The 14,974-nt window shown below is 66.3% G+C and carries 15 protein-coding genes; 3 read left to right on the top strand and 12 right to left on the bottom strand.

Annotated features, from left to right (window positions below):
- Positions 1-175: 175 nt before the first annotated feature.
- The 10 genes from aat to VGC77_RS15935 form a co-directional block, all read right to left on the bottom strand.
- Positions 176-862 carry a leucyl/phenylalanyl-tRNA--protein transferase gene (gene aat, locus VGC77_RS15890; protein ID WP_331172536.1) on the bottom strand — a complete coding sequence of 229 codons (687 nt, stop codon included), beginning with the start codon at positions 860-862 and terminating at the stop codon, positions 176-178.
- Between the two features lie 70 nt (positions 863-932).
- On the bottom strand, positions 933-1,625 hold the full coding sequence (locus VGC77_RS15895) for a spermidine synthase (protein WP_331172537.1): 693 nt from the start codon (positions 1,623-1,625) through the stop codon (positions 933-935).
- Between the two features lie 15 nt (positions 1,626-1,640).
- Entirely contained in the window at positions 1,641-2,729 is a 1,089-nt protein-coding gene (locus VGC77_RS15900) for a sensor histidine kinase (RefSeq protein ID WP_331172538.1), read from the bottom strand.
- Entirely contained in the window at positions 2,726-3,166 is a 441-nt protein-coding gene (locus tag VGC77_RS15905; protein WP_331172539.1) for a response regulator, read from the bottom strand. Before VGC77_RS15905 ends, VGC77_RS15900 begins: the two co-directional genes overlap by 4 nt.
- The gene (locus VGC77_RS15910) at positions 3,163-4,692 is read right to left on the bottom strand and encodes a sensor histidine kinase (protein WP_414709682.1); all 1,530 of its coding nucleotides are present in this window, start codon (positions 4,690-4,692) and stop codon (positions 3,163-3,165) included. Before VGC77_RS15910 ends, VGC77_RS15905 begins: the two co-directional genes overlap by 4 nt.
- 104 nt (positions 4,693-4,796) lie before the next feature.
- Complete coding sequence (gene accC, locus VGC77_RS15915) at positions 4,797-6,152, bottom strand: acetyl-CoA carboxylase biotin carboxylase subunit (RefSeq protein WP_331172541.1); 1,356 nt, start codon at positions 6,150-6,152, stop codon at positions 4,797-4,799.
- Between the two features lie 121 nt (positions 6,153-6,273).
- The gene (gene accB, locus VGC77_RS15920; protein WP_331172542.1) at positions 6,274-6,753 is read right to left on the bottom strand and encodes an acetyl-CoA carboxylase biotin carboxyl carrier protein; all 480 of its coding nucleotides are present in this window, start codon (positions 6,751-6,753) and stop codon (positions 6,274-6,276) included.
- Between the two features lie 35 nt (positions 6,754-6,788).
- Positions 6,789-7,244 carry a type II 3-dehydroquinate dehydratase gene (aroQ, locus tag VGC77_RS15925; RefSeq protein WP_331172543.1) on the bottom strand — a complete coding sequence of 152 codons (456 nt, stop codon included), beginning with the start codon at positions 7,242-7,244 and terminating at the stop codon, positions 6,789-6,791.
- Positions 7,245-7,666: 422 nt separating this feature from the next.
- Positions 7,667-8,338 (bottom strand): DUF1236 domain-containing protein, encoded by a 672-nt coding sequence (locus VGC77_RS15930; protein ID WP_331172544.1) that lies wholly within the window; start codon positions 8,336-8,338, stop codon positions 7,667-7,669.
- A gap of 273 nt (positions 8,339-8,611) precedes the next feature.
- Positions 8,612-8,896 carry a hypothetical protein gene (locus tag VGC77_RS15935; RefSeq protein ID WP_331172545.1) on the bottom strand — a complete coding sequence of 95 codons (285 nt, stop codon included), beginning with the start codon at positions 8,894-8,896 and terminating at the stop codon, positions 8,612-8,614.
- A 280-nt stretch (positions 8,897-9,176) separates the two neighbouring features.
- On the opposite strand from VGC77_RS15935, the gene VGC77_RS15940 reads away from it, so the two are divergent.
- Positions 9,177-9,407, top strand: coding sequence for a hypothetical protein (locus VGC77_RS15940; RefSeq protein WP_331172546.1), 231 nt, complete (start codon positions 9,177-9,179; stop codon positions 9,405-9,407).
- Between the two features lie 162 nt (positions 9,408-9,569).
- Here VGC77_RS15940 and VGC77_RS15945 read toward each other — a convergent pair whose 3' ends face one another.
- Both VGC77_RS15945 and VGC77_RS15950 read right to left on the bottom strand, forming a co-directional pair.
- Positions 9,570-10,337 carry a DsbA family protein gene (locus tag VGC77_RS15945; RefSeq protein ID WP_331172547.1) on the bottom strand — a complete coding sequence of 256 codons (768 nt, stop codon included), beginning with the start codon at positions 10,335-10,337 and terminating at the stop codon, positions 9,570-9,572.
- 123 nt (positions 10,338-10,460) lie between these two features.
- The gene (locus VGC77_RS15950) at positions 10,461-11,879 is read right to left on the bottom strand and encodes a M48 family metalloprotease (RefSeq protein ID WP_331172548.1); all 1,419 of its coding nucleotides are present in this window, start codon (positions 11,877-11,879) and stop codon (positions 10,461-10,463) included.
- A 112-nt stretch (positions 11,880-11,991) separates the two neighbouring features.
- On the opposite strand from VGC77_RS15950, the gene VGC77_RS15955 reads away from it, so the two are divergent.
- Positions 11,992-13,212, top strand: coding sequence for a pyridoxal phosphate-dependent aminotransferase (locus VGC77_RS15955; RefSeq protein WP_331172549.1), 1,221 nt, complete (start codon positions 11,992-11,994; stop codon positions 13,210-13,212).
- A 306-nt stretch (positions 13,213-13,518) separates the two neighbouring features.
- On the top strand, positions 13,519-14,838 hold the full coding sequence (gene dctA, locus VGC77_RS15960; protein WP_331172550.1) for a C4-dicarboxylate transporter DctA: 1,320 nt from the start codon (positions 13,519-13,521) through the stop codon (positions 14,836-14,838).
- Positions 14,839-14,974: the final 136 nt, after the last annotated feature.

The raw sequence follows: 14,974 nt of genomic DNA on the forward strand, positions 1-14,974 counted from the left end.
GTAGCGCGGGCTGCTGCGCTGATAATAGCGGCGGGTGGTTTCAGTCCACATCTGTGCCTCCATCGAATCTTCGCAAATCCGACGGAATCACAACAGACTGAAATCACTCAACTCTTTTTCGGCCAGGCTCTCAGGATGACGCCGAGCGCGTTGTTCAGGCAGTACAGATCCATCGCTACCCGCGCGCGTCGCGCCCGGCAATGATCGCCAGCGCCCGCGCGCCGGCCACCGGCTGTTCGGTCGGCAGCCGGGCGAAATCCGCAGCCCCGGTGACGGCGACGTCGAGCATCGCCCGGTAGCGCCGCCGCGGCACCTCGGTGGCGCCGAACGAGCGCAGATGCTCGGTGACGAACTGGGTGTCGAGCAGCACGAAGCCGCCCTCGATCAGCCGCGCCACCAGATGCACCAGCGCCACCTTGGAAGCATCGCGGGCGCGGTGGAACATGCTCTCGCCGAAAAACGCCCGGCCGAGATTGACGCCGTACAGCCCGCCGACCAGCTCGCCATGCTGCCAGACCTCGACGCTGTGGCAATGGCCGAGCTGATAGAGCCCGATATAGAGCTCGCGAATCCGCCGGTTGATCCAGGTGTCCTCGCGGCCGGGCTGCGGCGCCGCGCAGCCGTCGATGACGTCGTTGAAGGCGCGGTCGACGCTGACGGCAAACACATCCGAGCGCACCGTGCGCGCCAACCGCGACGCCACCCGGAAGCCGTCGAGCGGGATGATGCCGCGGCGTTCCGGCTCGACCCAGAACAGCGTCGGGTCGTCGATGCTTTCTGCCATCGGAAAGATGCCGCAGGCATAGGCGCGCAGCAGCACTTCGGGGGTAATGTCGGACGAGGCGGAGTCGCGGCCGGTCATGCGCCATCATAGCAGGCCGCAGCGCCGGCCGCGACGGCTTCGCCCAGCGCCGATGCCGCGGGGCGGCCGATCACGCCGCCGCGCCGCGGCGCACCGCCAGCCAGATCAGATGCCGCGCGCCGCCGCGCTTGCCCATCGCCCGCACCGGGAGTTCCTCGACCGCAAAGCCGGCCTGCCGCAGCCTTCGCGTGAAGGCCGGGTCCGGCCCCGACGACCACACCGCCAGCACGCCGCCGTCGCGCAATGCCTGCTGCGCGGCGCGCAGCCCGGCCGCGTCGTACAACGCGTCATTGGCGGTGCGCGATAGCCCGTCCGGCCCGTTGTCGACGTCGAGCAGGATGGCGTCGTAGCGCAACCGGCCGGCGCGGATCGCCGCGCCGACGTCGCCCGTGATGATGCGAACCCGCGGGTCGGCGAGGCTGTCGCCGAACACCTCGGCCATCGCGCCGCGCGCCCAGTCGATCACCGCCGGCACCAGTTCGGCGACCTCGATCGCGGCGTCGGGCGGCAGCGCGGCCAGCACGGCGCGCAGCGTGAACCCCATGCCGAGCCCGCCGATCAGGATCCGCGGGCTAGCTTTTGACGGCGCGCCGGCGAGGCGGGCAAACGCCAGCGTCGCCAGCGCTTCTTCCGAGCCGCCGAGCCGGCTGTTCATCAGTTCGTTGCCATCGAGCCGGATTGAGAACTCGGCGCCGCGGCGCAGCAGCCGCAATTCGCCGCCGCCGGGGATCAGCGCGCTGTCGAGCAGGGACCAGGGGATCACGGGGCGCCGTCGACCCTAATGCGCGGAGGCGGCGAGGCTAGCCGCCGGAGCGCTGGTGCGGCGGAAGCGCAGCACGATGCGGGTGCCGCTGTGGTTGGGGTCGCGCTCCACCGCGGCTTCCAGCTTGCTGGCCATCGCATTGACGATGCGCTGGCCCATCCCGGTGGAGTCCGGGTTGACCTTGACGTTGAGCCCGACGCCGTCGTCGCTGATCGACAATTCGACATCGTCGCCGTCGGCGTGCAGTTCGACATGGATCGGGCCGGCGCCGTCGGGATAGGCGTATTTCACCGCGTTCATCACCAGCTCGTTGACGATGATACCGATCGCCACCGCGCGGTCGGGATCGATCTCGACGGCTTCCGACTTCAGCGTCAGCCGCGACATCCGGTTGCCCTCGGCGGAGCGCCGCAGATCCTCCAGCAGCGCTTCGAGATACTGGTTCAGCAGCACGCTTTTCAGGTCGTGCGAGGTGTAAAGCCTGCGATGCACCTGCGCCACCGCGGCGACCCGGCCCATCGCATTGGTCAACGCCGCCTTGACGTCGGCCTGCTTGCTGGAGGAGGCCTGCAGATGCAGCAGCGAGGCGATGATCTGCAGCGAATTGCCGACCCGGTGGTTGACCTCGCGCAGCAGCACCTCGCGCTCGGCGGCGAGCGCTGCGAAGCGGTCGCGCGAGGCGTGTACTTCGGCCACCGCGTCGTCGCGCGCCTTGCGGATCCGCGCCTGTTGCAGCGCCTGCTCGGTGGCAACGTGCAGCAGCGGCACGAAATCGCCGAGCGTATCCTTCATCAAGTAATCGGCGGCGCCGGCTTTCAGCGCAGTGACCGCAATCGAGGAATCCTGCGAGGCGGTGACGAACACCACCGGCGGCGGATTGGGAACGGTCTGGATCTGCTCCAACGTCTCCAGACCGTCGAGCCCGGGCATGTACTGGTCGAGCGCCACCACGTCGATGCCGCCCTGGCGCAGCCGGGCGAGGCCGGCTTCGCCGCTGGAGGCATGCACCACGCTGTAGCCGTGCCGCTGCAGGCCGCGGGTCACCAGCCGGCCGAGCGCGTCGTCATCGTCGATATAGAGCAGCGTGGGCGCGGAGGTGGTCATGCGACGGTTTCAGGCACCTGAATCACAGAGAAGAACAGCCCGAGCTGGCGGATGGCGTTGGCAAAGCTCTCGTAATTGACCGGCTTGGTGATGTAGACATTACACCCAAGCTCGTAGCAACGCTTGATTTCATGGGCGTCGTCGGTGGTGGTCAGCACCACGACCGGGGTGCATTTGAGGTGATCGTTCTCCTTGACCCGGCGCAGAATGTCGATGCCGGAGGCGTCCGGCAGGTTGAGGTCGAGCAGGATCAAGAGCGCGCGGCCCTGATGTTCGATGCCGCTGCCGTCCGGTCCGAACAGATAATCCAGCGCGGCTGTCCCGTTGGTGAACGGAATGATCTCGTTGTTGACCCCGGAGCGGCGGATATTGCGCTCGATCAGCCGGGCGTGGCCCTCGTCGTCCTCGATCATGATGATGGTGACAGGCTTACTCATGCTTGCGAATCCCGGTTTGCCGCCGACCATTTGGCCGGCAGGGTGATCGTGAACGTGCTGCCGGTGCCCAGTTCGGACGACACCGTCATGGTGCCGCCGAGCCGCCGGACCAGGGCGCGGACGTGGGCCAGTCCGATTCCCTGTCCGGGACGGTCCTGTGTACCCGCGCGGCGGAAAAGGTCAAAGATCCTCTGGTGGTCCTTGGGATCGATGCCTCGGCCATTGTCGGCGACCTCGAAAATCGCAAAGCCGAGCTTCTGGCGGCCCCGCACGCGGATGTCGCCGGGAATCCCGTTTCTGAGATATTTCAAGGCGTTGTCGATCAGATTGGAGAAGATCTGCTCGAGCGCCAGGCGGTCGCTGACGATCTGCGGCAAGGGTTCGATGCGGATCTCGGCCTCGGCCTCGGCGGCCTGATGCGCCACCGTGGAGACGATGCCCTCGATCAGCTCGCGGGTGTCGATTAACACCGGCTTGAACTCGCGGCGGCCCTCGCGGGTCAGATTAAGGATGGCGCTGATCAGCCGGTCCATCTTGGCGATCGAGGACTTGATGAAGCTGAGCGCCTCGGTGAAGTCCTGCGACAGCTGCTGGTCGGCGACGTCGAGTTTGGGTTCGGCGTCGTTGTCGGCGCTTTCCGGCATCGGCTCCGGGGAGGCGGCGCGGCCCAGCGTGGCGATGCGGCGGAAGATGTCGCCGCGCAATTCCTCGAGCTCGCTAGTGAAGCCCATGATGTTGACCAGCGGCGAGCGCAGATCGTGGCTGACGATGTAGGCGAAGCGCTGGATCTCGTCATTGGCCTCGCGCAGGTCGGCGGTGCGCTCCAGCACCGTGGATTCCAGGTTGAGGTTGGTGTCGCGCAGCCTGGTCTCGGCCTCGTCGCGCGCGGCGGCGGAGCGGCGCACCAGGAAGATCGAGATCGCCGCCAGCAGCAGCACCAGGGCGGAGCCCGAGGTGGTGACGATCGCCGCCAAAGCCTGGCTGCGGTCGGCGGTGGCGGTGCGCTGCCGGAATAGCTGCTGCTCCTCGGCGCTCATCTCCTCCGACAGCACCCGAATCCGGTTCATGGTGTCGCGGCCGGCGTTGACCCGGATAATTTCGGTGGCGGCGTCGAGCTTGCTCGCGCGCCCCAATTCCAGCACCCGGCGGAATTGCGCCAGCCGGGACTCGGTCATCGCCATGATCTCGGTCACCGCCTGTTGCTGACGGGGATTGTCGAGCGTCTGCTGTTGCAACTTGCGCAACAGCGGGACGATGCCTCCGGCGGCGTCCTCGTAATCCGTCAGAAAGCCCGGTTCCTGAGTCAGCAGATAGCCCCGCTCGGCGCTTTCGGCGCGGCGCATCTGCAACAGCGACAGCGAGATCTGGTTTTGCACTTCCAGCGTATGCGCCACCCAGCCGGCGTCCTCTCGCGCCCGCTGCAGCCAATACAGCGAGGCGATGCTGATCACCACCAAGACCGCAAAGGCGATCCCGAGCAAGACGATTTGCAGCAATGAGCGTCGCCGCGCGCGGGCCTGTGTCACCACGCGGCACCCAAACCATCAAAACCGACGATCAATCCATCCCCCGGCGGAACCCGCACAAAATCAAGCTTCAACGCCATGAATCGCGAATGGTTCCGCGGTCCTCAAGGCTTCTTGGTGTCGCCCGCCGCCAGATAATGCTCCAGCCAATGGATATGGTAGTCGCCGTCGATGATGCCGGGCTCCCGCACCAGCGCACGGAACAACGGCAGCGTGGTGTCGATGCCGTCGACCACCATCTCGTCGAGCGCCCGGCGCAGCCGCATCAGGCATTCCGCCCGGGTCTTGCCGTGCACGATCAGCTTGCCGACCATGGAGTCGTAATAAGGCGGGATCACATAGCCCTGATAGGCCGCCGAATCGATCCGCACCCCGAGCCCGCCGGGCGGGTGGTAGCGCGCGATCCGGCCCGGCGACGGCCGGAAAGTCACCGGGTTCTCGGCATTGACCCGGCATTCGATCGAATGGCCGTTCAGCACGATCTCGTCCTGTGTGCAGGGCAGGTCGCCGCCGGCGGCGACCCGGATCTGCTCCAGCACTAGGTCGATGCCGGTGATCATCTCGGTCACCGGATGCTCGACCTGGATTCTGGTGTTCATCTCGATGAAGTAGAACTCGCCGTCCTCGTAGAGGAATTCGATGGTGCCGACGCCGAGATATTGCATGTCCTGCATCGCCTTGGCGCAGGTGGCGCCGATCTTGGCGCGGGCCGAGGCGCTGAGCACCGGCGAGGGGCCTTCCTCCCAGACCTTCTGGTGGCGGCGCTGCAGCGAACAGTCGCGCTCGCCGAGATGGATGGCGCCGCCGCGGCCGTCGCCGAGCACCTGGATCTCGATGTGGCGTGGCTTCTGCAGGTATTTTTCCAGATAGACCGAGGCGTCGCCGAATGCCGACTTGGCCTCGTTGCCGGCGGTGGACAGCGCCAGCATCAGGTCGTTTTCGGTCTGCGCCACCTTCATGCCGCGGCCGCCGCCGCCGGAGGCGGCCTTGACCAGCACCGGAAAGCCGATCGCCTTGGCGATCGCCATGGCGTCGTCCTCGGGGCCGACCGCGCCCTCGGAGCCCGGCACCACCGGAATGCCGAGCCGCTTGGCGGTCTTCTTGGCCTCGATCTTGTCGCCCATCAGCCGGATGTGCTCGGATTTCGGGCCGATGAAATGCAGATTGTGCTCGGCCAGGATCTCGGCGAAGCGGGCGTTCTCGGACAGAAAGCCGTAGCCGGGATGCACCGCGTCGGCGCCGGTGATCTCGCAGGCGGCGAGCAGCGCCGGGATGTTGAGATAGCTGTCCTTGGACGGCGGCGGCCCGATGCAGACGCTCTCGTCGGCGAGCCGGACATGCATGGCGTCGGCGTCGGCGGTGGAGTGCACCGCCACGGTGGAGATGCCGAGCTCCTTGCAGGCCCGCAACACGCGCAGCGCGATCTCGCCGCGATTGGCTATCAGGATTTTGTCGAACATGGCTGTACCAGACTGCGCGGAGGTGAAATGCGGAAAGCGGCGAGTGGCGAATATCGAGTGGCGAATGGAAGCGAACAGCAGCTCGTGTTTTGCTATTCGCTATTCGCCACTCCGTAGTCGCTCACTCTATCACCACCAACGGCTCGCCGAATTCGACCGGCTGGCCGTCCTCGACCAGGATCTGGGTGACGGTCCCGGCGCGCGGCGACGGGATCTGGTTCATCGTCTTCATCGCCTCGATGATGAACAGCGTCTCGCCGGCGCGCACCTTGCTGCCGACCTCGACGAACGGCTTGGCGCCGGGCTCGGAGGCCCAATACACCGTGCCGACCATCGGCGAGGCCACCATGCCGGGGTGTTTGGCGACGTCGGCGTCCGGCGCCGGCGCGGCTGGCGCCGCGGCAGCGGCCGGCGCATGCGCGGAGGGCACCGCGGCGGAAACGGTGAGCGTGCGCGCCACCCGCACCCGCAGCCCGGAGCGTTCGATCTCGATCTCGGTCAGGTTGGTTTCGTCGAGCAGCAGCGCGAGTTCGCGGATCAGCGCGTTGTCGTCAGCCGCCTTGGGGGTCGCGGCGGCTTTGTGTTCAGGCGGGCGGGCCATATTCTCGATCCAAATTTTGGTGGTGATGGGGGGCGTCAGGCTTGCGCGCTGGCGCCGATTTTTGCGGCGAGGCCGCTGATGGCAAGGCGATAGCCGTCGATGCCGAAGCCGCACAGGCTGGCAAAGGCGGCTTTAGCGGTGAAGGAATGCTGGCGGAAGCTCTCGCGGGCGTGGATGTTGCTGACGTGGACCTCGACGGTCGGGATCCGCACCGCCACCAGCGCGTCGTGCAGCGCCACCGAGGTGTGCGAATAGCCGCCGGCGTTGAGGATGATGCCGACCGCCTTGGTGGCGTGAGCGTCGTGGATGAAGTCGATCAATTCGCCCTCGTGGTTGGAATGCCGGCAATCGGCGACCAACCCGAACCGCGCCGCGGTCTCGACGCACAGCCGTTCGACATCCGCCAGCGTCGCGTGTCCGTAAATCTCAGGCTCGCGCAACCCGAGCAGATTGAGGTTCGGACCATTGAGCACATAGACTGTCTGCGGCATCACAATCCTGGTTTCGTCTGCGACCTGTCGCAGCCACCGATGAACGATCGAAGTCCGACAGGCGCGCCTTCGGCGCGGCTCTCTGGCGGACCTCTCTTTCGATGGGGCAACGAGAAATCAGATGTCTTTTGCGGCTTTTCAAAGCCCCGCTCGACCGCAGAGCCACGCGATCCGAGCGACGCACCGTTTTCCTGGCGGTTTATAAGTAACCTTCCGCCGAAGGGAAAGCCTCCCGAGCCGAGAAAGCCGCGGCAATGACACTCAATCGGTTTGCCAGCAGAGCCCGGCAAGCCGTGGAAACGACTGATTAACCATCGTTGAGGCCGGCGCCGGCGGAGCGCCGGCGCCGCGGTCCTGCTTTGGTCTAAGCACGAAAAAGGGCGGCGTGCCGCCGCCCTTCGCAACAGTTTGCCCGGTCAGGCTCAGGCGTCGAGCACCGCAACGATCTCCAGGGTGCGCGGGTCGACCACCACGATCTCGTCGCGCACCAGGAAGAACTCGTAGCCGCGCCAATCCGGATAGAGCGAGATGATTTCCGCCGGAAGCGGGTGGAAGCGGACCTCGCGCGGCACCCTTGTGCCGACCGAGATCGAGAAGTTGATGTTGGTGGCGGGCTCGACGCGCTGCTGCTTGATCACGGTGGTGATCTTGCTGCGCTGTTCGCCGGACAGTTTGGCGCCGGCGCCGGCCTGGCCCGTGGTCGTCGACGAGCGTTCGCGGTTGTTCTCGGCGTTGCGATTGCCGTCGCGGCCGCGGTCTTCCGCCTTCATGTCCTTGCCGGCGGCCTTGTCCGACTTGTCGGCGCTGACGCCGGATTTCTGCCCGGGGCTCGACTCCTGGGCGCGCTGGCTGGCGCCGCCGCCAGCCGCGGGCCGCTCGCTCGACTGCGCGGAATTGGCGCCTTCCGACGCACCGCGGCCGGACTCGGCGCCTTGCGAACTCGGCTGGTTGCTGGAGCTGCCGGCGCTCGGCGCCGCGGCGCCGCTCGACGCGCCGGCGCTACCGGGAGAGCCGCTCGGGCTCTGCGCGCAGACGGCGCCGGTTCCTAGGATCAATGCGGCGGTGGCGACGGAGATCAGAAAACGTTTGCTCATCGGGTTGCTCCTCGTTTGCATCTGCCCGCGCATCAACCGGAGCCGTCGCATCCCGTTCCTGCGCGCGCCGGGTTCCGGCGGGTTTGTTTTGTGAATGCGAGATGAAGAAGGAACGCGCCGACGCTGTCACGTCGCTGCGCGAAGCGAGGCGACGGGCCGCGCCGCGCGCTGAGACCTGATCGGTGAGGTGAGGGGATTAAGACGATTGCGATGTCGAAGGATCGACCGCCGCGCCGGGTCGCCGTGGCGATCCTGCGCGGCGGTGGCGAGAGCTTACTTCTTGCTGGCCTTGCCGGACGACGGCTCGTTGCTCATGCCGGAGGTCTGTCCCGCTGCGCCCGGCGTCATGCCCTGGCTCGACTTCAGGCTATCGGCCGCGCCGCGGCTGGACTCGGTGCCCTGCGAACTCGGCTGGTTGCTCGACGTGGTGTTGGGCGAAGCGGCGGTGCTCGACGAGCCGGCGCTACCGGGCGTGCCGCCCGAACTCTGCGCGCTCGCCACGCTGGTTCCAGCGATCAATGCCACGGCGGCGATCGACATCAGGAAACGATTGCTCATTGGGATTCCTCCTGGTTGGTTTTGCATGTGCCGGCGACAACCGCGGTCGCGGCATCCTGTTCCTATGCAGCTGAGTTCCATCGTGTTTGTTAGTTGCGCAATAGCGCCGCGGAATCCGTCTTGCTGCAGTGCGAAGCAATGCGACTCGGTCGCTGCAGCGACCGCGTTTCTCCGCACCGATTAAAGATTCATTGACGAAGGTCAAAATCGTGCTTCGTGTTTGGCCCGGACTAATGCATCATCAGCGTGCTTCACCGATGGGGGCGACGCTGGAGGTTTCATGGCTCGTTACATGGTGAAATTCTTCAAGGACATTCTTGGCGACAACGGCCATCACGCCGAGGTCTGCCAGCACTTGCTGGAGGTCGAAGCCGCCAATAGCGGCGACGCCGGCGAATTGGCCAAGCGCAAGTTCTGCGAAATCGAACGGCTGAGCGACTGGTCGCTGCATGCCGACCGGCTGCGGGTTTCGGAGAGCGAGCGGCCGGCGGAGCGCCAAGCGCCGCATTAAGCGCGCTGAACGCGCTCACCGAAGAAGCGCGCTACTGAATCTGCGCGAGATGCGCGCACTGAATGTCCGCCGGGGCGAGGGCGGACTGATCAGCCGCCCCCGTCGCAAATTCCGCCGGCGAGCCGGGCTCAGCAGATGGCTTTGCTCAGCAGGTCGCCTTGCTCAGCAGGTCGCCTTGCCGCAGCGGGCGATGCCGATCTTTTCCTTCAGCGCCTCGAGACCCACCGCACCGACCACCACCTGCTTGCCGATCACGTAGCTCGGGGTGCCGTTCATGCCCATCGCCTCGGCGAGCTTGAAATTCTCCTCGATGGTGGCGCGCACTTCCGGCGAGGCGATGTCCTTTTCCAGCTTGGCCATGTCGAGGCCGGCGTCTTTCGCCGCAGCCATCGCCCGGGCCTTGTCGGCCTGGCCGCGGCCGCCCAACAGCTTCTGGTGGAAGTCGAGATACTTCTTGCCGCCGGAATCCTGCATCCTGACCGCCACCGCGACCTGCGCGGCTTCCACCGAGCCCGGCCCGAGCACCGGGAATTCCTTCAGCACCACCTTCAGCTTGGGATCGTCCTTCATCAGCTCCAGCATGTCGCCCATCGCGCGCTTGCAGTAGCCGCAATTGTAATCGAAGAACTCGACGAAGGAGACGTCGCCGTCCTTGTTGCCGAGGGTGACGCCGCGCGGCGAGTTGAAGATGGTCTGGGCGTTCTGCGCGATCGCCGCCTGGTGCTTCTCGGCTTCGGCCGCGGCCTGACGCTTGCTCAGTTCGGCGGAGACCTCCTCCAGCACTTCGGGGTGCGCCAACAGATAGCTGCGCACGATGCTCTCGATCTGGCCGCGCTGGTCGTCGGAAAACGCCTGCGCCGATGCGAGGCTCGGCACCCCGGCGAGGGCGAGCGCGAACAGGGCGGAGGCGAGCAGGCGAAGCGGCGGCATGGGCAAATCCTTTTGCGGAATGTCTGTTGTTAAATGCTGAAGGCCGATTCTGCGACCGGATTACGCGGAATTTGTGAATGGAGCCCGCGGCGCCGCGGGCGGCGCGCGGGCCGGACGGCGCCTCTACTCCTTCTGCCCCGGCATCGGCTTGGTGGCGACGATGTCGTCGGCCTTGACCCAGCCCGGCGAACCGACCGCGAAGCGGGTCTTGGCGCGGGAGGCCAGTTCGCGCGCGGTCTTGTTGTCGCCGCGCAGGAATGCGGCCTGCGCCGCGGCGAGATCGGCCTGGGCGTAATCGCCCTTGCGGCCATAGGCCATCGCCAGCTGCGAATAGCCGAGCGGCGCCTCGGTCTCGCGCGCCAGCGCCGCGCGCAGGATGCCGATCGCCTCCTCGGTATTGGCGTTGTTGTCGGAGGCCACCAGCGCCTGGCCGAGCAGCATCTCGATCAGCGGCGCGCCGTTGGTCATCGCCACCGCCTTGCGCAACGGCGCCACCGCGTCCGCTGGCCGGCCGCCTTCCAACAGCGCCTGGCCGCGCAGCTCGTAGAAATACGGGTTGTTCGGCTGCTGCTGGATCAAGCCGTCGATCTGGGCGAGCGCCGCGCGCAGGTCGCCGTGCAGATAGGTGGCGATGGCGCGGGCGTAGCGCGCCGGCAAGGTGTCGTTGGACAGCGGATAGCGGCGATTGACGGTGTCGGCTTTCTCCATGAAGCCGGAGGTCTTGGCCCGCATCATGTCGTGGCGCAGTTGCAGCGCGGCGTCGTCCTTCTTGTCCCAATAGGGGCTGGAGCGCGCCAGATCCTCCAGCGCGCGGACGCGGTCGGCCGGCATCGGATGCGATTGCGCGTAGGGGTCGGCACCGCGCGACGCGAACAGGCTGTCGTCGGTGAAGCGCTTGAAGGTCTCGTACATGCCCTTCGGCGATTGCCCGGTGGCGGTGAGAAACTTGACCCCGGCGCGGTCGGCGTTTTCCTCCTGCTGGCGCTGGTAGGACAACAGGTTGCGGCGGATCATCTCCTGCGGCGCGCTGAGCGCCGCCATGCCGATATTGCCGGCGGCGCCTTCGCCGCCGCTCTTGGCGCCGGCCACCATGGCGCCAACCCCGAGCATCATCGCCACGATCATCTGGGTCTGCGCCTGCGCCAATTGCTCGCGCAGCTTGGACAGATGGCCGCCGGCGAGATGGCCGGTCTCGTGCGCCAGCACGCCGATCAGCTGGTTCGGGGTCTGCGACTGCATCAGCGCGCCGTAATTGACGAAGATCCGGTGGCCGTCGGCGACAAAGGCGTTGAAGGTGGGGTCGTTGATGATCGCGACCTGGATGTTCTGCTTTTCCAGCCCGGCGGTGCGCAGGATCGGCCTGGTGTAGTCGCGCAGCAATTGCTCGATCTCGGTGTCGCGCAATAGCCGCGGGCCGTTATTGCTCTGCGCCGACGCCGGAACCGGCGCAAACGCCAACGCCGCGGCGACGCCCAGCGCGGTCAACCGAAGTCCGAGACGATGAACGGCCGCGCGGGCCGACAAATGCTGTGGTTTAATCATTGGCCATGGTTCGATTGCGGGATATGCCCTAGCAAGCCCCGGAATGGGGCAGCAGCGCGGCGCTGCGGGGTCCACCCCCGATGGTGAATACAGCCGGAGATAGCAGATTTCGATGCACGATGCGACAGGGGCCGAACGCGCCAGGCGGTTGATCGAACGGGTGTTGACGCCGTCCGGGCGCAGCGACGTGCCGCCGTTCATGGTGATGGACGTGATGGCCGCGGCCGAGCGGATCGAGGCCGCCGGCGGCCAGGTGATCCATCTCGAAGTCGGCCAGCCCGCCGCCTCGGCGCCGCGCAGCGCCATCGACGCCGCCCATGCCGCGCTGCAGCACGGCCGCATCGACTACACCTCGGCGCTCGGCATTGCCGCCTTGCGCGAGCGGATCGCGCAGCACTATCGCGAGGCCTATGGCTGCGCGGTCGACGCCGGCCGCGTCGTCGTCACCACCGGCTCCTCCGGCGCCTTCATCCTGGCGTTTCTGGCGATGTTCGAGCCCGGCGACCGCGTCGCGGTGACGGTACCGGGCTATCCGCCGTATCGCCACATCCTCACCGCGCTGGGCTGCGAGCCGGTACTGATCGAAACCCATGGCGAGGCCCGCCACGCGCTGACCGGCGAGGCGCTGCTGGCGGCGCATCGCAAGGCGCCGCTGAAGGGCGTGCTGGTGGCGAGCCCGGGCAATCCGACCGGCACCATGATGACGCGCGCGGCGTTGACCGAGCTAATGGAAGTCGCCGAGCGCGAGGGCATCCGTTTCATCTCCGACGAGATCTATCACGGCCTCGATTATGCCTTCCCGGCGGTGAGCGCCGCGGAACTGTCGCCGAATGCGGTGGTGATCAATTCGTTCTCGAAATATTTCTGCATGACCGGCTGGCGGGTCGGCTGGATGGTGGTGCCGGAGGCTTTGGTGCGGCCGATCGAGCGGCTGCAGCAAAATCTCGCGATCTCGGTGCCGACGCTGTCGCAGATCGCCGCCGCCGCGGCGTTCGACGGCCGTGCCGAGATGGAACTGGTGAAGCGCGGCTATGAGGAAAACCGCCAGATCCTGATCACAGGTTTGCCACAAGCCGGATTGCGCGAGTTTCTGCCCGCCGACGGCGCGTTTTATCTCTATGCCGACGTCTCCAGGTTCACCCAGGACAGTTTTGCATTCGCCCAGCGAATGCTGCAGGAGGCGCATGTCGCTGCCACCCCCGGGGTCGATTTCGATCCGGTCCATGGCCGCAGCTTTGTGCGGTTCTCTTACGCCCGCTCGGCCGCCGACATGCACGAGGCGGTGGCGCGGATCACAGGCTGGCTCGGCCTGCAAACTGCACTGCATGGTTGAATTAGGCCATAGAATACTTGCGCCGCGCCTCGCTTGCCCGCTATAGCGGGACCGATCATTTCGTTCCCGGAGAAAAGCCGTGCCGATCGTTTCAGCCGCGCCCGGATGCGCGAAAGGAAAGAAGGCGGCGCTGGCGGCGTTGCATCGGCGCAATGTCATGCCCGGGGCGTGATCGCCGGCTTCCGATGCTTCGACGATCGGACCTGCCTGGGTCGACGGAGTGCAAGCCTACAACAATAACAGGCACATCCTTGCAGCAATCCGGAGAGAATGCCCATGTCGGCGGTGACTGAGAGTTTTCGGCCCATGCGATCGGCCAAGTCAGAGCCGCCGGCAGCCAGAAAACCCTGGTACAAGCTGCTCTATCTGCAGGTGCTGGTCGCGATCGGGCTCGGCGTGCTGCTGGGCTGGCTGTCGCCGCATATTGCCACCAACGAATGGGTCAAGGCGCTCGGCGACGGCTTCGTCAAACTGATCAAGATGGTGATCGCGCCGATCATCTTCTGCACCGTGGTTTCGGGCATCGCCCATATCCAGGACGCCCGCAAGGTCGGCCGGGTCGGCGTCAAGGCGCTGGTGTATTTCGAGATCGTGTCGTCGTTCGCGCTGGTCATCGGCCTGATCGTCGGCAACGTGATGCAGATCGGCCGCGGCCTCGGCGCCAAGGCCGACGCCGCCGCGGTCGCCGGCTACGTCAAGCAGGCCGAGGCGCAGCATTCGGTCGACTTCGTGCTCAACATCATTCCCGACAGCGTGGTCGGCGCCTTTGCCAAGGGCGACATTTTGCAGGTGCTGCTGTTCGCCATCCTGTTCGGCTTCGCGCTGATGACGCTGGGCGAGCGGGGCCATCGGCTGCGCGACGTCATCGACGACGCCTCGCATGCGGTGTTCGGCGTGATCGCCATCGTGATGAAGGCGGCGCCGTTCGGCGCGTTCGGGGCGATGGCGTTCACCATCGGCAAGTTCGGCCCGGCGGCGCTCGGCAATCTGATCGGCCTGATCGCGGTGTTCTACATCACCGCGGCGCTGTTCGTAGTGCTGGTGCTCGGCCTGATCGCCAAGATCGTCGGCTTCAACATCTTCAAGTTCCTGGCCTACATCAAGGACGAACTGCTGATCGTGCTCGGCACCAGTTCGTCGGAAAGCGCGCTGCCGCAATTGATGGAGAAGCTGGAGCGGCTCGGCTGTTCGAAGTCGGTGGTCGGCCTGGTGATCCCGACCGGCTATTCCTTCAATCTCGACGGCACCAACATCTACATGACGCTGGCGACGCTATTCATCGCGCAGGCGCTCGGCGTCGATCTGACCTGGACCGAACAGCTCACCATCCTGCTGGTGGCGATGCTGACCTCGAAGGGCGCCAGCGGCGTTTCCGGCGCCGGCTTCATCACGCTGGCGGCGACGCTGTCGGTGGTCAACCCGGCGCTGGTGCCCGGCATGGCGATCGTGTTCTCGGTCGACAAGTTCATGAGCGAGGTGCGCGCGCTCACCAACATCACCGGCAACGGCGTCGCCACGGTGTTCGTGTCGTGGTGGGAGAACGAACTGGATCACGACATGTTGGCGTCCGCGCTGAACAAGACGGTCGACCCGTCGGACATCGAAACCGCGGTCTCCACCGGCTGATCCGGCATGTCCTGATCCGGCACGTCCGGCGCGCGGCAGCGCAGGCCGGCGATCGTCGATCACTCCAAACAAACCGCCCGGCCTTGGCTGGGCGGTTTTTTCGTGTGCCGTGACGGCGACGCGGCCGGCGGTGACA

It is taken from the genome of Rhodopseudomonas sp. (genome assembly GCF_036404135.1).
Lineage (GTDB): Bacteria > Pseudomonadota > Alphaproteobacteria > Rhizobiales > Xanthobacteraceae > Rhodopseudomonas_A.